Raw genomic sequence first — 17,214 nt, 5'->3', positions numbered from 1 at the left:
GCCGGATGATTCATCCCTAAAATGGTGAAGTTTTTGGCCCGATGCAAGTTGTGGCGTCGATCTGACAACCTGAGCAGACGGCGGTGCTTCAGATGAAATTGCCCCTCACGTGACTTCGACAACCAACGGCTATCTGTTCAAGAGCGCCTTCGCGAACTCGTCAGCCTGATCCCGATAGCGAGCCCACTCGTCATCAGCGACGGAATAATACACCGCTTGGGCGGCACTCCAGCATCGGTCATTCTTATCGCAAATTGTCTCGACTGCGAGCATTCGCTTTTCCCTATCGAAGGGCACCTCGCCACCAAACTCATCCTTTGCCAGTCGAGCCGCCGACGCGAACTTGATCTGCCCCGTCAGTTCCAGACCACGAATGGCTTCATCGATCATAGCGCCATAGGAATTGTGGAAATACTGATCGAAGCCGCCATTCTCGACCTCAGCGGTGAGCCACCAAGCAGCGACAGCCTCCGGAACGTTTGCAGGTAAGCGCCGTATCAACGCATCGTAAAGCGGACGATGTTCGAGCGCAGCCCAAAACTCATCCTTGTACTTGTCAAAGAGCAGAGAGCCACTCGGCAACTGGATGTTCGGTTCCTCGGCCGCAATTGGTTTTCCCAGAGCGACAACAACCACCGCCAATGCTGTCGCGAAGATGAATCGCCTCAATACCACCCCACCGCGACCTGGGCCTCTTCTGACATGCGATCCGGCGTCCAGGGCGGGTCAAACACCATGTCGACCTCGACGTCGGAGACGCCTTCCACGGCGCCCACCGCGTTCTGAACCCAGCCGGGCATCTCGCCGGCGACCGGGCAGCCGGGCGCGGTCAGCGTCATCTGGATCTTCACCGAGCGGTCGTCCTCGATGTCGATCTTGTAGATCAGGCCGAGCTCGTAGATGTCTGCCGGGATTTCCGGGTCGTAGACCGTCTTCAGCGCCGAGACGATATCGTCGGTCAGCCGCGCCAGTTCGTCCGCGGGGATGGACGATGCCGGCGCGGGGGCGGCGTCCAGTTGTACCGGGGCGTCGGCCGGGGTGCCGGCAGCAGCGTCAGCGGTCTCGGTCGCGGTCTTAGCCTCTTCCATCGCCATCACCCGAAGAATTTCCGCGCTTTTTCCAGCGCCTCGACCAGCGCGTCCACCTCGGCGCGCGTATTGTACATGCCGAACGACGCCCTGCAGGTGGAGGTCACGCCGAACCGCTTCAGCAGCGGCTGGGCGCAATGCGTGCCCGCCCGTACCGCGACGCCCTGCCTGTCGATCACCATCGACACGTCGTGCGCGTGGATGCCCTGCAGTTCGAAGGAGACGATGGCCCCCTTGCCGGGCGCATCGCCGAAGATGCGCAGCGAATTGATCGACCGCAGCCGCTCATGCGCATAGTCCTTGAGGTCGGCCTCGTGCGCGGCGATGCGGTCGCGGCCGACCGCGTCCATGTAGTCGAGCGCGGCGCCCAGCCCGATCGCCTGCACGATCGGAGGCGTGCCGGCCTCGAAGCGGTGCGGCGGGGCGTTGTAGGTGACGTTTTCCTCGCTGACGTCCTCGATCATCTCGCCGCCGCCCTTGAACGGGCGCATGCGCTCCAGCATCTCGGACTTGCCGTAGAGCACGCCGATGCCGGATGGACCGTAAACCTTGTGTCCCGTGAAGACGAAGAAGTCGCAGCCGAGATCCTGCACGTCGACCGGCATGTGCACGGCGCTCTGGCTGCCGTCGACCAGCACAGGGATGTTTTTTGCGTGGGCGATCTCGACGATCTGCTTGATCGGCGTCACCGTGCCCAGCGCGTTGGACATCTGCGTGATCGCGACGAGTTTCGTGCGCGAGGTCAGCCGCTTCTCGAATTCCTCGATGTGGAACGCGCCCTGGTCGTCGACCGGCACCCAGACCAGCTTGGCGCCCTGCCGCTCCCGGATGAAGTGCCAGGGCACGATGTTGGAGTGATGCTCCATGATCGACAGAACGATCTCGTCGCCGGCGCCGATGTTCGGCATGCCGAAGCCATAAGCGACGGTGTTGATCGCGGCGGTCGTGTTGGAGGTGAAGACGATGTTGTCGGTGCTGGGCGCGTTCAGGAAGCGGCGCACCGTTTCCCGCGCCTTTTCATAGGCGTCGGTCGAGGCGTTGGAGAGGAAATGCAGGCCGCGGTGCACGTTGGCGTATTCGCTGGCATAGGCGTGCTGGATGGCGTCCAGCACCACCTGCGGCTTCTGCGCCGAGGCGCCGTTGTCGAGATAGACGAGCGGCTTGCCGTAGACTTCGCGCGCAAGGATCGGGAAGTCACGGCGGATCGCCTCGACGTCGTAGGGGGCGTTTTCGACTTTCTGGTCCATCGTCAGCCTGTCACTGCCCCTCACCCGTGCTCCGCGAACCACGCGTCGAGCCTGGCCTCGAGCGCATCGACGATCGTCTCGTCCTCGAGTTCCTCGATGACCTCGGCCACGAACGCCTTCACCAGCAGGCCGCGCGCCGACTTCTCGTCGACCCCGCGCGCCATCAGGTAGAACAGGTGGTTGCGGTCGATCTCGGTGACGGTCGCGCCGTGGCCGCACTGCACGTCGTCGGCGAAGATCTCCAGTTCCGGCTTGGTCGAGAACTCGCCGTCGTCGGACAGCAACAGCGTGTTGCAGGCCATCTTGGCGTCGGTCTTCTGCGCATACTGGTGCACGTTGATGCGCCCCTGGAAGACGCCGCGCGCCTTGCCGGTCACCACGTTGCGGATGACCTCGGTGGAGTCCGTGTGCGGCACGGCATGGTCCAGCACCATGGTCATGTCCGTGTGTGTGTCGCCGGCCAGAAGATTGATGCCGCGCAGGGTGAAGGTCGAGCCTTCGCCCCTCGCCTGCACGTTGATCTCCTGGCGCACCAGCTTGCCGCCGGCGTTCATGACGAACACGGTCAGCTTGGCATCCTTGCCGATCGAAGCGTTGAACTGGCCGAGGTGCGTGGCCGTCTCGGGCTGTTCCTGCACGATCAGCCAGGTCAGTTCGGCGCCGTCGCCGACAGTCACGTCGGCGACCGAGCTGACGAAGCCGTTGCCGGTTCCGGTCTGGCGCTCGATGATGACGGCCTTCGCGCCGTCGCCGACGCGCACCGGCAGACGCACATGCGCCTGACCGCCCGCCTGCACGTTCTGCAGTTCGATCGGCTGGTTGACTTCGGCGCCGTCGGCGACATCGACGTGGTAGCCGTCGGCCACGAATGCGGCGTTGAGCATGCCGACCGCGTCGTCGGAGCCGCGCGGCTCCAGCGTTGCGGCCAGGCCGCCGTCTTCCAGGCTGGCGGCGACGCGTCGGACGGTTACGCCTTCGAGCGCGTCGGTCTTCGCCGAGGAGACGCCGTTCAGCAACGGCAGGACGACCGAACCCTTGAGCACGGGCGCGACCGCCGCGGCCCTCGCAGTCTGGTCGAAGGCAGGCACGTCGGTCAGAAGACGGCGCAGGTCGGTATAGTGCCAGGCTTCGACGCGCTTGGTCGGCAGGCCGGCCTTGATCGCCTCGATGGCGCTGTCGCGCCGCGCCATGATGTGGCCGTCGCCGGGCAGCAGCGACAGGCGCTCGCCGAACGCGCTGACGAGGGCCGTTTCGGCCGGCGTCAGCTGAGGGGCAGCATGAACGTTCATGACTTCACCTCCGGCCTCAGGCCGCCTCGCCGACGACGCCGGCATAGCCGTTTTCTTCCAGTTCCAGCGCCAGGCTCTTGTCGCCGGACTTGATCACCTGGCCCTTGTAGAGCACGTGCACGCTATCAGGCACGATGTGCTCCAGAAGGCGCTGGTAGTGGGTGATCACCAGGAACGCACGGTCCGGCGAACGTAGCGCGTTGACGCCGTCGGAGACGATCTTCAGCGCGTCGATGTCAAGGCCGGAATCGGTCTCGTCGAGCACGCAGAGCCTCGGCTCCAGCAGCTTCATCTGCAGGATCTCGGCGCGCTTCTTCTCGCCGCCGGAGAAACCGACATTGAGCGGGCGCTTGAGCATGGCCATGTCCATCGAGAGATCGCCCGAGGCTTCCTTCACGCGCCTGATGAACTCCGGGATCGACAGCGGCTCCTCGCCGCGCGCCTTGCGCTGCGCGTTCATCGCCACCTTGAGGAACTCCATCGTCGCCACGCCCGGTATTTCCATCGGGTACTGGAAGGCGAGGAAGATGCCCTTCGCCGCGCGCTCGGCCGGATCGAGTTCGAGGATCGACTCGCCGTCGTAGAGGATGTCGCCCTCGGTGACCTCATAGTCCTCGCGTCCCGCGAGCACGTAGGAAAGCGTCGACTTGCCGGAGCCGTTCGGGCCCATGATGGCGGCGACCTCGCCCTTGTTCACCGTGAGGTTCAGGCCGCGGATGATTTCCGTGCCGTCTTCGGCGATGCGGGCATGGAGGTTTCTGATTTCAAGCATTGTAGTCCGTCTCTGTCTCGTTGCGGCCATAGGCCTGTATCTGGTGGGTGGCCTAGCCGACCGATCCTTCAAGGCTGATGCCGATCAGCTTCTGCGCCTCGACGGCGAACTCCATCGGCAATTCCTGGATGACTTCCTTGACGAAGCCGTTGACGATGAGCGCGATGGCCTCCTCCTCGGGAACGCCGCGCTGCATGACGTAGAACTTCTGGTCTTCGGAAATCTTCGACGTCGTCGCCTCGTGCTCGAACTTGGCGGTCGCGTTCTTGGCTTCCATGTAGGGCACGGTGTGCGCGCCGCACTGGTCGCCGATCAGCAAGCTGTCGCAGTTGGTGAAGTTTCTCGCCCCGGTCGCCTTGCGATGCGCAGAGACCTGGCCGCGATAGGTGTTCTGGCTGAAGCCGGCGGCGATGCCCTTGGAGATGATCCGGCTCCTGGTGTTCTTGCCGAGGTGGATCATCTTGGTGCCGCTGTCGACCTGCTGGTAGCCGTTCGAAACCGCGATCGAATAGAACTCGCCCTGGCTGTCGTCGCCGCGCAGGATGCAGGACGGGTATTTCCAGGTAATCGCCGAGCCGGTCTCGACCTGCGTCCAGGAGATCTTGGAGCGGTCGCCGCGGCAGTCGCCGCGCTTGGTGACGAAGTTGTAGATGCCGCCCTTGCCCTCGGCATCGCCCGGATACCAGTTCTGCACGGTCGAATATTTGATCTCGGCGTCGTCGAGCGCGATCAGTTCGACCACGGCGGCGTGCAGCTGGTTTTCGTCGCGCTGCGGCGCCGTGCAACCCTCGAGGTAGGAGACGTAGGCGCCCTCCTCCGCGATGATCAGCGTGCGCTCGAACTGGCCGGTGTTCTTCTCGTTGATGCGGAAGTAGGTCGACAGCTCCATCGGGCAACGCACGCCCTTCGGCACGAAGACGAAGGAGCCGTCGGTGAACACGGCGGAATTCAGCGTCGCATAAAAATTGTCTGATGTCGGCACGACCGTGCCGATATACTTCTTCACCAGTTCGGGATGCTCACGGATGGCCTCTGATATCGAGCAGAAGATGACGCCGGCCTTGGCCAACTCGTCCTTGAAGGTCGTTACGACGGATACGGAATCGAAGACGGCATCGACCGCGACCCGGCGTGGCGCGGCGTTGTCGTTCGCCTCGCCCAGCCCGTCGTCACTGGTCGGCTTCTGCACGCCGGCGAGTATCTCCTGCTCGCTCAGCGGAATGCCGAGCTTGGCGTAGACCTTCAGCAACTCCGGATCGACTTCGTCGAGCGACTTCGGCCCGGGCGTCGACTTGGGTGCCGCATAATAGTGAATGTCCTGGAAATCGATCCTGGGATAGTCGACGCGCGCCCAGGTCGGCTCATCGAGGGTCAGCCAGCGGCGGAATGCGTCGAGCCGCCACTCGAGCATCCATTCGGGCTCGCCCTTCTTCGCAGAGATAAGGCGGATCGTGTCCTCCGACAGGCCCTTGGGAGCCTTGTCCGTCTCGATCTCTGTCTCGAAGCCATATTTGTATTGATCGACATCGATCTTGCGGACTCGATCGATCGTCTCCTGCACGGCAGGCATCGCGTTCTCCATCCATGCCGGGTTCAAGGCCCGGCCGTTTTCAAACTATGGCGCCGCTGGAACGGCGTAAGTTCAATATAGTACGCTCTTCCCGGGAATTCACCCCGGCGGACGGCATGACACCGTCCCGAAAACGCACCGGCTCACGGCCTATCGGCCGAAACTTCAACTCCGCCTACGCGGCTTCGCTCGCCCTGCCGCCGCGGCGCGCCAGCAAGCCGGACAGCGCGGAGGCGAATAGCTCGATATCGTCCGGCGTCGTGCCGTGCCCGATCGACACGCGCAGACCGCCATCGTTCTCCCTGCCCATCGCCTTGAGGACATGGCTCGGCCCGACCCGGCCCGAGGAACAGGCCGACCCCGCCGACACCGCGACGCCGGCGAGATCGAATCCGATCTGCGCCGTCTCGGCTTTCACGCCCGGTATGGCGAAGAATGTCGTGTTGGCAAGACGCTCGGCGCCCTGTCCAAAGATCTCGGCGTCCGGGGCGAGCGACTGGATTGTATTTTCGATCCCGTCGCGCAGGGCTGCGATTCCGTCGATGCGCGACAGCGCTTCGCGTGCGGCGCGGGCGGCCGCGCCGAAGCCGGCGATGCTGGCGAGATTTTCCGTTCCGGCGCGATGGCCCTTCTCCTGCCCGCCGCCGGTGACGAGCGGCTTCGGCATCATGAGGTCTGACGCTGCGACGAACGCCCCGGCGCCCGTTGGGCCGCCGATCTTGTGCGAGGAGAGAATGACGAAGTCCGCCGCCCCAACGGCGATGTCGAGCGCGATGCGCCCGGCCGCCTGCACGGCGTCGAGCACCAGCACGCCGCCTGCGGCTTTCACGATCGCCGAAATCGCAGGAACAGGCTGGATGACGCCCGTCTCGTTGTTGGCGAGATGGATGGCGACCAGCGGCAGGCCATCGGTGCGGTCGTGGGCAGCGAGCGCGGCGGAAAGCGCATCGAGGTCGCACACGCCGTCACGCCCGACGCCGACGCGCACGATGTCATCTGCGGGGAACCGTCCGCCGTTCAGCAGACAAGGATGGTCGGCAGCCGATACGTAGAGCTTCGACATCCGCAGGTCGCCGCGCCCCATACGCCAGTTGGGCGTCAGCAGCGTTGTCGCGGCTTCCGTCGCGCCGGAGGTGAACACGACGTGCTCCGCACTCGCATTGACCAGCGCGGCGACGTCGCGCCGGGACGCCTCGACGATGCCGCGCGCAGCGCGACCCTCGCGGTGGACCGACGACGGGTTTGCCGCCGCGTCGAGCGCGGTCAGCATCGCCGACCGCGCTTCGGGAAGCAGCGGCGCGCTCGCATTGTAGTCGAGATAGGCGCGATGCCCGGTCATGTCGTCGAGGTCCGTCGCCTCACGGCGCAATATCGATGAAGGACGCGTTATTTCCTTGAATTTGCAAGCGCAGCCGTCCTATTTACGCGCTTTGCCGGTTGGGTGCGTAACGCCGCCCACTTTTGAACAATTCTAAACTAGCTTCTAGGCAGGCGAACAACCCGCGTCAAGGCTGCGGGAGGAATTGATCCAGACGGCAGTACTGAAGCGGTGATGGAGTTTTCATGCCTGAGGTCATTTTTGCGGGTCCGTCCGGTCGCCTCGAGGGGCGGTACCAGCCTTCGAAGGAAAAGAACGCGCCGATCGCGATCATCCTTCATCCGCATCCGCAGTTCGGCGGGACGATGAACAACAAGATCGTCTACGACCTGTTCTACATGTTCCAGAAGAGGAACTTCACCACCCTGCGTTTCAATTTTCGCGGCATCGGCCGCAGCCAGGGCGAGTTCGACCACGGCACGGGCGAGCTCTCCGACGCGGCCGCCGCGCTCGACTGGATCCAGTCGCTGCATCCCGACTCCAAGAACTGCTGGGTCGCCGGATATTCGTTCGGCGCGTGGATCGGCATGCAGCTCCTGATGCGTCGTCCGGAAATCGAAGGCTTCATCTCGATCGCGCCGCAACCGAACACCTACGACTTCTCCTTCCTCGCGCCCTGCCCGTCGTCGGGCCTCATCATCCACGGCGACGCCGACAAGGTCGCGCCGCCGAAGGACGTGCAGGCGCTCGTCGACAAGCTGCACACGCAGAAGGGCATAACGATCACGCAGAAGACGCTCGCCGGTGCGAACCATTTCTTCTCGAACGACACCGATGTGCTGATCGAGGAATGCGCCGACTATCTCGACCGCCGGCTGGCGGGCGAACTGTCCGATCCGCGACCGAAGCGGCTGCGCTGATCGCGCGCTTCGGCGCGCGCGGCAATAATCCCCGTCGATCGACTGCCGTGACCTTGGCGACAGGGGCGCGGTGGAAAGTTATGCCGTGCGCATTACAGATACTCGACAGCCGACTTACTGCGTGTCACGCTCCGATGGTGACGAATCACAATCCCTAGACGAGGGGGAACTCACGTGAGCAAGACTGAAACTACCAAGAAGCGTGCCATAGCTGCGGTAGCTTCCAAGCCGAAGGCGACGGCGAAGCCCGCCGCGAAAAAGCCGGCTGCGAAGGCTGCTGCGAAACCTGCAGTGAAGAAGACGGCGAAGCCCGCCGCCAAGGCTGCTGCCAAGCCCGCCGCGAAAGCTGCTGCGAAGCCGGCCGCCAAGGCCGCTGCCAAGCCTGCCGCGAAGAAGGCCCCGGCCAAGGCTGCGGCAAAGCCCGCTGCAAAGAAGCCGGCTGCCAAGGCGGCCGCGAAGCCTGCTGCAAAGAAGCCTGCTGCGAAGGCCGCTGCCAAGCCGGCCGCGAAGAAGGCTCCGGCAAAGAAGCCTGCCGCCAAGGCTGCTGCGAAGCCCGCCGCCAAGGCTACGGCCAAGCCTGCCGCCAAGAAGGCTCCGGCAAAGAAGGCTCCAGCCAAGAAGTAACAGGACGCAGCTTCGGCTGTGTTTTTTTAAAGGGCGCGTGGTTCTACCGCGCGCCCTTTGGCTTGTTCAGCACACCGCCGGTCGCAGGCTCTTTGCATCCCGTCGTCGTCGGAAAAGTCAGCGGCAGGCCGCGCAGCGAACGCGCAGCCAGGAACGCCCACGCCTCGGCCTCGGTCGCATCGCCGTCAAGACCCGCATCCTCGGCCACCGCCACGCTCGCCCGCATCCTCTCGGCGCCGGCGCGCAGGTCGTCGACGATCCGCGCGTTCTTGCGCCCTCCGCCGCAAACGATCCAGAGCTTCGGCATCTCGGGCAGGTGCTCGACCGACTTCAGGATTGCTTCGGCCGAAACGGCGGCAAGCGTGCGCGAGCCGTCGGCGAGTTCGAGCCCTTCGGCAGGATCGAGATTGAAGTCGTTGCGGTCGAGAGACTTCGGTCCCTCCTTCGCGAAGAACGCATTGTCGAGGTAGCGCGCGACGACGGAACGCACCACGCTCCCCTCGCTTGCGATGGCGCCCCCGGCGTCGAACGGCACGCCAGCCTCGCGCGACACCCACTGGTCGATCAGCGTGTTCCCCGGGCCGGTGTCGAACGCGATGGGATCGCCGTCCCGCGGCACGTAGGTGATGTTGGAGATGCCGCCGATGTTGACGAACACCATCGGCAGTTGCGCGACGAAGGCGTCGGGCAGCGAACGGGCCAGGGCAGCATGATAGGCAGGCACGAGCGGCGCGCCCTGCCCGCCGCGGAGCATGTCGTTTGCGCGCATGTCGTGAACCACGGGCACGGCGAGTTCGTCAGCGAGCAGCGCTCCATCGCCCAACTGAACCGTCACGCCCAGGCCGGGCCTGTGCAGCACGGTCTGGCCGTGGAACCCGACCACGGAGGGACTGCGCCATTCCTCCCCGACCGCCGCCAGGAAGTCCCGCACCGCCTGCACGTGGCGGCGCGTGATCTCGCGCTCCAGATCGGCCAGGTCGCCTGGTCGGTCGCGGCGATCGACGATCGACTTCGCGGTTTCGAGCGCCGCCTCCAGGCGCCGGCGGAATGCCGCCTCGTAAGGCGCAAAGCGGGTCGGCCCCCGCGTGGTCACCGTCTCGCCGTCGGTTTCGAGCGCGGCAATGTCGATGCCGTCCATCGACGTGCCGCTCATCAGGCCGATCGCGCGCATTGTCGTCATTTTCGCCGCCGTTCTTGTGATTCACCGCTTGCGAATGCTACACGCCCGCCACCAACTTGCCATGTGGCCGGAGCGCCGGCACTCTCTCGGGATTACGAAATGTCCGCCTTCAAGTCCGATTTCCTGCGCATTCTTTCGGAGCGCGGCTTCATCCACCAGATATCGGATGAGACCGGCCTCGACGACCTGTTCCGCAAGGAGATCGTGTCGGGCTATATCGGCTTCGACCCGACGGCGTCGAGCCTGCATGCCGGCGGGCTCATCCAGATCATGATGCTGCACTGGATGCAGCAGACAGGCCATCGCCCGGTCGCGCTGATGGGCGGCGGCACCGGCATGGTGGGCGACCCCTCCTTCAAGGAGGAAGCTCGCAAGCTGATGACCGTCGAGACGATCCAGCAGAACATCGACGGCATCAAGAAGGTGTTCGCCAACTACCTGACCTTCGGCGACGGCGAGCGCGACGCGATGATGGTCAACAACGCCGAGTGGCTGATGCCGCTGAACTACCTCGAGTTCCTGCGCGACGTCGGCCAGCACTTTTCGGTCAACCGCATGCTCTCGTTCGATTCCGTCAAGCAGCGGCTCGACCGGGAGCAGTCGCTGTCGTTCCTCGAATTCAACTACATGATCCTGCAGGCCTACGACTTCGTCGAGCTCAACAAGCGCTACGGCCTTCGCCTGCAGATGGGCGGCTCCGACCAGTGGGGCAACATCATCAACGGCATCGACCTTGGCCATCGTCTCGGCACGCCGCAACTCTACGCGCTGACCTCGCCGCTCCTGACCACAGCGTCGGGCGCGAAGATGGGCAAGTCGATGAACGGCGCGGTGTGGCTGAACGCCGACATGCTCAGCGTCTACGACTTCTGGCAATACTGGCGAAACACGGAAGACGCCGACGTCGAGCGCTTCCTCAAACTCTACACGACCATGCCGCTGGACGAGATCGCCAGGCTGGCCGCGCTCGGCGGCTCGGAGATCAACGAGGCCAAGAAGGTGCTGGCGACCGAAGTCACGGCGATGCTGCACGGGCGCGCGGCGGCCGATCAGGCGGCGGAGACGGCGCGCAAGACTTTCGAGGAGAGGATTACCGCCGACACCCTGCCCACCGTCACCGTCGATACGGCGCGTTTCGACGAAGGCGTCGGCATCCTCGCGCTGTTCGTGTCGGCAGGCCTCGCATCGTCCAACGGTGAAGCGAGGCGACACGTGCAGGGCGGCGCGGTGCGCCTCAACGACGAGCCCGTTTCCGACGAGCGCCGGCTCGTGACCGCGGCGGATTTGACCGCCGACGGCGCCGTCAAGCTGTCGCTGGGCAAGAAGAAGCACGTCCTGGTGCGGCCGGGCTGAGGCTCAGCGGAACTCGAAGATCGAGCGGAAAATTCCGGGCGCGATCACCGACAGCGGATTGATCTGGATGGCGGGCGCGTCGGCATCGCCGGCCAGCTTGAAGGTCACGCCGATCAGTCCCCGGTCGCGGCCGTTGCCGAGCAGCACGCCGATGATCGGAATCTCGCCGAAGATGCGGTTGAGGCCGTAGGCCGGCATGAAGGTGCCGGTCATGTCCATGTTGCCCTGCTTGTCGTAGAGCATGCCCTGGAACGACGCGCCGACGAGCGGGCCGCGCAGGATGCCGTTGGACAGGCTGAGATAGCCGGCTCCCTTCTCGATCTGCGAATAGAGGCGTTCGAAGTTGACGCGCGACGTGTCGATGTCGCGCTTGACCGCCTGGTTCAGGCTGCGGTCGCCGCCGGGAGGCGTCGTCGAGACGATGGATCCAAGGCGCGGTTCGTTGACAAGCACGAAGTCGCGCGCATCGACCTTGCCGGTCATCGGGCCGTTCGCCGCGCCATCGAGTGCGAGGTCGATCCTGCCACCTTGCATATGCGGATAGATGTCGAGGAACCTGAGCACCGCTCCGGCGTCGGAGGATGCCATGCGCATCGTCCGCCGGCCGCCTTCGCCGCTGCCGTTGCGCAGCTCGACCTTCGCGCCCGAACTGGTCGTGGCGTCGACCGCGAGCCGGTCGACCTTTTCTCCGGTCCCGCGATAGTCCAGCTTGAAGCCATCCAGCTTCTCGTCGTGGAAACCCGACACGCGGTCGACGTCGACCGTGACGGAGACCGATCCCCCGTCGGCGGCCTTCGCAGCGGTGTCGGCGTCCGCCGTCAGTTGCCGGATGACGGAGCGGGCGTCCAGGGACTTGCCCTTGATGTCGATCCGGTATCCGTTTCCGGACTGCTTGACCGCCACCACGACGTCGTCGCCGCGGTTCAGCTTGACACTCGAGAAGCTCGCTTCGCTCAGGCTCCCCTTCGACAGCACCGCCGAGCCCGCAATGCCGAAGCTGGCGCCGCTCAAGTTGAAGTCGGAGAGTGTCGCGACGTCGCCGGCGTTCTCGATCTGGAAGCTCACACGCCCCGCAATGCCCGGGCCCTTGCTCCACCCTGCCCAGGGGATGTTCAACTGCGCCGAAGTCAGGTCGGCGTCCACCATGCGCTTGCCGCCGCCGATCGCATCGACCTTCACCTCGATCGGCCCGTCCACCAGGCCTGCCAGGCCCGGCGCCACCGCCTCGCGCGCCTTGGCGTCGAGCGTCAGGGTGATCAGTCGCTTGCGCTCGGCATCGCCGTCGCCGAGGGGCTCGACCGCGTCGATCCTGGCCGGGACCCCGCTCAGCTTTGCGGTCGCGGCGATCACCGCCTTGGTCTTCTCGACAACAATTGTGCCTTCAGCTTCCGAGACCATCTGGCCATCGACCGGCTTGGCGATGGCGAGACCATTGTAGTTCAGCGACACCAGCCAGTTCAGCCTGTCCCGATCAACGCCTTTCTGCAGCGGGATGTCGGCCTTCACTTTGCCGGAGACCTCGCCGACGGTAAAATCGTCGGCCACCAGGCCGACATGGCGCATCGCGTTGATCGGATCGTACGAGGCGAGCTCCGCCACGGCAGGCGCTGTGCCCGCGACATCGATGTCGAGCGCGCCGATGACCGGCTGCACATTGGCCTCCTTGACCGAAAGGATGCCGTTGCTCGCCGCAACCGTACGGCCGCTTGGCAGGTACACCGTGCCCGACGACAACGTGATATCGACGTCGTTGCCGCGGTAGTTGACCGCTCCAGTCGCATCGCGCACCGGGGGGATCAGCCCTGCGGTGTCGAAGCGCGTACCGGTGAGGTTGAATGTGCCGAACGACTCGTTCGCCCTGAGCGGAAGCTCCGCACCGCTCGGCCTTCCGGGTTCGACGCGGTACTGCAACTGCGCATCGGTGACCCTGCCGCCGAAGACGTTGTTCAGCACCCAGTTCCTGGCGCCCCGCCCGGCGAACCAGGGCCAGAGTTGCTTGACCTGGGAAACCGACATCTCATGCACGTTGAAGGCTACCGACAGCCCTGGCGCCTGCCCCTCCACGAAACGCATCGAGGCCGTGCCGAGCGCCTCGCCTCGCCCGCCCTTGACGATGATGTCGTCGAGCGAAAGCACCTTGTCCACGGTCTGGTAGGCGCCCGTCAGCTGCAAAGCGGTGACCATAGCCGGTTCGGGGGAGCCTTCGGGCGCGATGGTCGAGCGGGTGCTGACCAGGTTGAACCTGTAGCCCGGCTGGTCGCCGGGTTCGCCCGTCGGCGGGCGCGGACCGATGCGGCCCCTGAAATCGAGCACGGACCGCCCGATCTGCGCCCGCAGCTTGTCTATCTCGATGCGGTCGGATCCGCTGACGAAGTGGACGTCGAGGTCGATATTGCCCGAAAGCACGCCCCGCCGCTCCAGGTCGAGAGCGGACTCCGCTAGCTTGAGCGAAGCGCTGAGCCGGGGCGGTTCGGCGCCGTCCGTCTCTGCGCCGTTCAGCGTCAGGTCAACCGCGCCGATGCGCGTGGCGGTGCTCGACGCGGTTTCGACGGCGGGCGACGTGGCGCTGATCTCCAGTCCCGAAATCAGGCTGCTCGTCCGGTCGCGACGCGCGCTGGCCGTCGCCTCGATCATGCGGCCACCGAGGTCGAGCGTTGCCGAAAAGGTGAGGCTGTCGCCGCGCGACTCCGCAAGCCTGGCGTCCACAACGTTAATGCTGGCGACGCCATCGCCTGCCGGCAGGACCAGTTCGACGTTCTCGAGCGCGAGCCGCCTCAGCGACTTCGACCCCATGGCGTCCAGCGCATGATGGGCGGAGGCGAATACGGCGCTGGTGACCAGGTCGGGTTCGATCAGGCCAACCCCGTTGCGCAAGGCTGCCGCCCAGTCGGTATCGGCGCCGTTGCGAATGGCCGCGAGCATGATGCGCGCGTCCGACAGGCCAACCGTCGAGATGCGCACGTCGCCCGAGAGAAGCGGCGCCAGCCGAACGCCCAGCCTGATCTTGCCGACATCCGCGATGGCCTTGCCATCGTCGGCACGCCGCAGCCTGACCTCACGGACATCGATTGCCAGCAGTCGAATCCCGTCAAACGCAAAGCGGGCCGGTCCGACCGAGGCATCGACATCGAAACCTGCCGCTTCCTCGATCGCCTTTTCGGCGGCGACGCGCAGACGCTCCGAGCCGATACCGGAGACACCCAGCGCATAGACGGCAAGCAGGACCACGGCAATCAGCACCGCCGTGCCCGCCGCTACACGGAGCAGCATCCTGCCGAACCGCTTCGGCAGCCATTGCCGGGCAGGCCTCGCGCCTGGCTCAGCCGACGGAAAGCGCGCGAGATCGGTGATCTCGTTTCGCCTGAACCTTATCTTCTCGTGCGGAGGTGTTTCGTGCTCCACCCAAACTTCCGTTCTGATACGCGCGACGTAGACGACTCTTGCCGCAGACTATATCTGTGCGGCTTTCATGTAACCCGATCAAGGACATGGCCATGGCCGGACTGGCAGTTGGAGACGAAGCGCCGCAGTTCACGCTGCCGGTCGATGGCGGCGGAACGATCCGGCTGACAGAGCTTCGCGGCAAAATCGTGGTGCTGTTCTTCTATCCGCAGGACGATACCGCCTCCTGCACCCGCGAAGCCATCGATTTCTCCCGACTGGAAGCCTCCTTCAACAAGGCGGGAGCGGTGGTGGTCGGGATCTCCCCCGACACCCTGCAGAAGCATGAGAAATTCCGCGCAAAGCACGCGCTCACGACCCAGTTGGCGTCGGACGAATCGCGCGACGCCATCGAGGCCTACGGCGTGTGGGCCGAGAAGTCGATGTACGGCCGCAAGTACATGGGCGTCGTGCGCACCACGGTGCTGATCGATCGCGACGGCAAAATCGCTCGCATCTGGCCGAAGGTGAGGGTTCCCGGCCATGCCGAGGAGGTGCTCGAAGCCGTCGCAGGTCTCTAGCGCCCGTTCCCCTGGCCCGGGCGCCCCGGAGAAGGGCTTTATTAACCCTAACAATGTGTAATCGGCGCCATCGCAATCCTGGCGGAATGGGGCGCGCGTTCGGGTGAAAGAGGCAGGATCAACGGTCTTCGGCAGGCGCAGGGAGCCGCACACGGTCATCATCGCCCGCGGTGACGACATACGCCATTTCCAGGTCAGGCCATGGATCGTGGCATTGGCGGGATCGGCCTTCGCCGCCATCGCCATCGGTTATCTCCTCGCCACCTCCTACCTCGTGCTCAGGGACGATCTGATCGACGCCACCACGGCGCGGCAGGCGCGCATGCAGCAGGCCTACGAGGACCGCATCTCCGCCCTTCGCGCTCAGGTCGATCGCATCACCAGCCGCCAGATGCTCGACCAGCAGCTGATGGAGACGCGGGTCGGCGAGCTCATCGAGCGCCAGTCGCAACTGTCGCAACGCCACGGACGCCTGGGGCCGCTGCTCGACAGGGTCGAAGGTGCCTCCACGACGGCTGCCGAGCCGACGCCGGCCGTCCCGGGACAACCGGATCTTCGCGCCAGCCTGTCCGAGCTTGGAAGCCACGACGTCGCGCTGGCCGCAGCTACGCAGGCATCGTTCTCGCTGTGGTCGACGCGAACCGCTTCCATGACAGGGGAAACGCCAGCCGATCGAGCCGACCGGGTCTTCGTCGCCATAAACCGGTCGCTGCAGGCGATTGAGGCGGAGCAGGTGACCCGGATCAACGCGCTTGCCGAAGACGCTTACGAGACGGCAGACGCGATTTCGAACGCCCTCGACGACGCAGGCCTGGACATCGAAGACGACCCTGGCAAGAGCGCGATGGGTGGCCCGCTGGTTCCGATCGACACCCCTGCCCTTTTCGACAGTAAGGTGAAAGACCTCGACGAAGCAATTGATCTGCTTGACAGAATAAAGTCGCACGCACGCGGCCTGCCGATCGCGAACCCGTCGCCCGGGCATTCGATTTCAAGTTCGTTCGGCGTGCGCCAGGATCCTCTGCTGGGCATGCCGGCGATGCATTCAGGCATGGATTTCCGGGCTCCGACAGGCTCGCCAGCGCGCGCGACGGCCGGCGGCACCGTGATCAAGGCCGGATGGAATGGCGGATACGGTCGCATGGTCGAGGTCCAGCACGCCAACGGCTTTTCGACACGCTACGCCCATCTCAGCAAGATTCTCGTCAAGGAAGGCCAGGCGATCACCGCGGGCGACATCGTCGGCAAGGTCGGCAGCAGCGGCCGCTCCACTGGCCCGCACCTGCATTACGAAGTTCGTCGCGACGGCGAGGCGCTGAATCCGGTCCGCTTCATCAAGGCGGGCAAGAAGGTCGCGCAATACCTTTGAATTCCAACCGGCGACGCGACCCGCGCGCCGGTGTGGATTGGCAGCGAGACTGGAAGAGTACTATTTGTTTCGGTGGCTGCGGGGCGCTATTCTGAAGGCGGCAGGATGAAGATCGCGATCGGCGTTGCATTCGCCACTATTATTCTCGCGGCTTGCACGTCCTCGGGCAATCCGACGGCGGCACTCGACGTTTCAAAGGACAAGCCTTTGCCGCCGGGCGCCGTGGCGTCGGCGGCTCAGGCAGCCGAAGAGGACCCGCCAAAGGTCATGGCCACGGGAACCAGCCCGATCAAGCCGAACCTGCAGGTTGCCTTCTGCATCGACCAGGTCGCCTTCTTGCACGAAGCCACGCCGCAGTTGGCCAGGGCCGGCGAGCGCCAGATCGCAGCCGATGGTTCGATCACCATCGACGTCGCCATCGACAAGGGCACCGAAGGGACGAGAGCCTATGCGTGCCAGCTCGACCAGGAAAACCGCTTCGTCGGAGTGACCGCCCTCGGCGGCGGTCTACACTGATCTGGG

General features: G+C 64.9%; 15 protein-coding genes. 5 read left to right on the top strand and 10 right to left on the bottom strand.

What is annotated here, in order from left to right; genetic code table 11:
* Positions 1–129 precede the first annotated feature (129 nt).
* The 7 genes from ABUE31_RS20305 to ABUE31_RS20275 form a co-directional block, all read right to left on the bottom strand.
* Positions 130–669: a DMP19 family protein gene (locus tag ABUE31_RS20305; RefSeq protein WP_367725558.1), complete on the bottom strand. Its 540-nt coding sequence runs from the start codon at positions 667–669 to the stop codon at positions 130–132.
* Positions 666–1,088, bottom strand: coding sequence for an SUF system Fe-S cluster assembly protein (locus ABUE31_RS20300; protein ID WP_437344161.1), 423 nt, complete (start codon positions 1,086–1,088; stop codon positions 666–668). The genes ABUE31_RS20305 and ABUE31_RS20300 overlap by 4 nt, the downstream gene beginning before the upstream one ends.
* A 5-nt stretch (positions 1,089–1,093) precedes the next feature.
* On the bottom strand, positions 1,094–2,335 hold the full coding sequence (locus ABUE31_RS20295; RefSeq protein ID WP_367725597.1) for a cysteine desulfurase: 1,242 nt from the start codon (positions 2,333–2,335) through the stop codon (positions 1,094–1,096).
* Positions 2,336–2,355: 20 nt separating this feature from the next.
* The gene (gene sufD, locus ABUE31_RS20290) at positions 2,356–3,624 is read right to left on the bottom strand and encodes a Fe-S cluster assembly protein SufD (RefSeq protein WP_367725556.1); all 1,269 of its coding nucleotides are present in this window, start codon (positions 3,622–3,624) and stop codon (positions 2,356–2,358) included.
* A 16-nt stretch (positions 3,625–3,640) separates the two neighbouring features.
* Positions 3,641–4,396 (bottom strand): Fe-S cluster assembly ATPase SufC, encoded by a 756-nt coding sequence (gene sufC / locus ABUE31_RS20285; protein WP_367725555.1) that lies wholly within the window; start codon positions 4,394–4,396, stop codon positions 3,641–3,643.
* 52 nt (positions 4,397–4,448) lie between these two features.
* Entirely contained in the window at positions 4,449–5,966 is a 1,518-nt protein-coding gene (gene sufB, locus ABUE31_RS20280) for a Fe-S cluster assembly protein SufB (protein WP_367725554.1), read from the bottom strand.
* Positions 5,967–6,141: 175 nt separating this feature from the next.
* On the bottom strand, positions 6,142–7,305 hold the full coding sequence (locus tag ABUE31_RS20275) for a cysteine desulfurase family protein (protein ID WP_367725553.1): 1,164 nt from the start codon (positions 7,303–7,305) through the stop codon (positions 6,142–6,144).
* Positions 7,306–7,529: 224 nt separating this feature from the next.
* Between ABUE31_RS20275 and ABUE31_RS20270 the strand changes: the two genes are divergently transcribed.
* Positions 7,530–8,204, top strand: a complete 675-nt coding sequence (locus ABUE31_RS20270) for an alpha/beta hydrolase (RefSeq protein WP_367725552.1) — start codon at positions 7,530–7,532, stop codon at positions 8,202–8,204.
* Between the two features lie 170 nt (positions 8,205–8,374).
* Here ABUE31_RS20270 and ABUE31_RS20265 read toward each other — a convergent pair whose 3' ends face one another.
* Positions 8,375–8,779, bottom strand: coding sequence for a hypothetical protein (locus ABUE31_RS20265; RefSeq protein WP_367725551.1), 405 nt, complete (start codon positions 8,777–8,779; stop codon positions 8,375–8,377).
* Positions 8,780–8,871: 92 nt separating this feature from the next.
* The gene (locus ABUE31_RS20260; RefSeq protein WP_367725550.1) at positions 8,872–10,008 is read right to left on the bottom strand and encodes an anhydro-N-acetylmuramic acid kinase; all 1,137 of its coding nucleotides are present in this window, start codon (positions 10,006–10,008) and stop codon (positions 8,872–8,874) included.
* 99 nt (positions 10,009–10,107) lie between these two features.
* Here ABUE31_RS20260 and tyrS point away from each other — a divergent pair, with 99 nt between their 5' ends.
* Positions 10,108–11,361 carry a tyrosine--tRNA ligase gene (gene tyrS / locus ABUE31_RS20255; RefSeq protein WP_367725549.1) on the top strand — a complete coding sequence of 418 codons (1,254 nt, stop codon included), beginning with the start codon at positions 10,108–10,110 and terminating at the stop codon, positions 11,359–11,361.
* Positions 11,362–11,364: 3 nt separating this feature from the next.
* On the opposite strand, the gene ABUE31_RS20250 is transcribed toward tyrS, so the two are convergent.
* The gene (locus ABUE31_RS20250; RefSeq protein WP_367725548.1) at positions 11,365–14,763 is read right to left on the bottom strand and encodes an AsmA-like C-terminal region-containing protein; all 3,399 of its coding nucleotides are present in this window, start codon (positions 14,761–14,763) and stop codon (positions 11,365–11,367) included.
* Positions 14,764–14,855: 92 nt separating this feature from the next.
* Between ABUE31_RS20250 and ABUE31_RS20245 the strand changes: the two genes are divergently transcribed.
* The 3 genes from ABUE31_RS20245 to ABUE31_RS20235 all read left to right on the top strand — a co-directional run bounded on the left by ABUE31_RS20245 (position 14,856) and on the right by ABUE31_RS20235 (position 17,208).
* Positions 14,856–15,323: a peroxiredoxin gene (locus tag ABUE31_RS20245; RefSeq protein WP_367725547.1), complete on the top strand. Its 468-nt coding sequence runs from the start codon at positions 14,856–14,858 to the stop codon at positions 15,321–15,323.
* Between the two features lie 103 nt (positions 15,324–15,426).
* Complete coding sequence (locus ABUE31_RS20240; RefSeq protein WP_367725546.1) at positions 15,427–16,692, top strand: M23 family metallopeptidase; 1,266 nt, start codon at positions 15,427–15,429, stop codon at positions 16,690–16,692.
* 105 nt (positions 16,693–16,797) lie between these two features.
* Positions 16,798–17,208, top strand: a complete 411-nt coding sequence (locus ABUE31_RS20235) for a hypothetical protein (protein ID WP_367725545.1) — start codon at positions 16,798–16,800, stop codon at positions 17,206–17,208.
* Positions 17,209–17,214 lie beyond the last annotated feature (6 nt).

This window comes from Mesorhizobium marinum, assembly GCF_040813675.1.
GTDB lineage: Bacteria > Pseudomonadota > Alphaproteobacteria > Rhizobiales > Rhizobiaceae > Mesorhizobium_K > Mesorhizobium_K marinum.
Note: the sequence above shows the minus strand (reverse complement) of the source record. Positions and strands in the feature narration are given on the sequence as shown.

Excerpts from the sequence above, each read along its gene's own strand:
- ABUE31_RS20300 (WP_437344161.1), bottom strand. The coding sequence starts at position 1,088 with ATGGAAGAGGCTAAGACCGCGACCGAGACCGCTGACGCTGCTGCCGGC.
- ABUE31_RS20295 (WP_367725597.1), bottom strand. The coding sequence starts at position 2,335 with ATGGACCAGAAAGTCGAAAACGCCCCCTACGACGTCGAGGCGATCCGC.
- sufD (WP_367725556.1), bottom strand. The coding sequence starts at position 3,624 with ATGAACGTTCATGCTGCCCCTCAGCTGACGCCGGCCGAAACGGCCCTC.
- sufC (WP_367725555.1), bottom strand. The coding sequence starts at position 4,396 with ATGCTTGAAATCAGAAACCTCCATGCCCGCATCGCCGAAGACGGCACG.
- sufB (WP_367725554.1), bottom strand. The coding sequence starts at position 5,966 with ATGCCTGCCGTGCAGGAGACGATCGATCGAGTCCGCAAGATCGATGTC.
- ABUE31_RS20275 (WP_367725553.1), bottom strand. The coding sequence starts at position 7,305 with ATGACCGGGCATCGCGCCTATCTCGACTACAATGCGAGCGCGCCGCTG.
- ABUE31_RS20270 (WP_367725552.1), top strand. The coding sequence starts at position 7,530 with ATGCCTGAGGTCATTTTTGCGGGTCCGTCCGGTCGCCTCGAGGGGCGG.
- ABUE31_RS20260 (WP_367725550.1), bottom strand. The coding sequence starts at position 10,008 with ATGACGACAATGCGCGCGATCGGCCTGATGAGCGGCACGTCGATGGAC.
- tyrS (WP_367725549.1), top strand. The coding sequence starts at position 10,108 with ATGTCCGCCTTCAAGTCCGATTTCCTGCGCATTCTTTCGGAGCGCGGC.
- ABUE31_RS20245 (WP_367725547.1), top strand. The coding sequence starts at position 14,856 with ATGGCCGGACTGGCAGTTGGAGACGAAGCGCCGCAGTTCACGCTGCCG.
- ABUE31_RS20235 (WP_367725545.1), top strand. The coding sequence starts at position 16,798 with ATGAAGATCGCGATCGGCGTTGCATTCGCCACTATTATTCTCGCGGCT.